1 protein-coding gene is annotated in these 223 nt (G+C 53.8%); it reads right to left on the bottom strand.

Translation table 11 applies throughout. The features are described 5' to 3' along the window. Window positions 1-223, bottom strand: a 223-nt coding sequence (locus tag ABR397_RS24205; protein ID WP_350307899.1) for a DcrB-related protein, incomplete at both ends; no start/stop codon positions are given.

Genomic DNA, 223 nt, shown 5'->3' with positions numbered 1-223 from the left:
CATCAGTGAACGCCTGTTGGGATGACAGGGTGAAAATCAGCGTTTTTTTCTCATCCAGCAGGAATACCGCCTGATATTGATAAACCTGCTGCCCCTTTTTGGGCCGATAACAGGAGAGCAACGCCGTGCCTTGCCGCAGGTTATCGCCCAGCGTCGCGGGCTGCTCTGCCAATAATTGCCAGTCGCGCAGACCATTTTTCAGCAGACCTTTCTGGCGAGTGAG

This window comes from Photorhabdus viridis (assembly GCF_040256935.1).
GTDB lineage: Bacteria > Pseudomonadota > Gammaproteobacteria > Enterobacterales > Enterobacteriaceae > Photorhabdus > Photorhabdus viridis.
The sequence above is the reverse complement of the archived record's forward strand: the minus strand, read 5'-3'. Positions and strand labels throughout refer to the sequence as shown.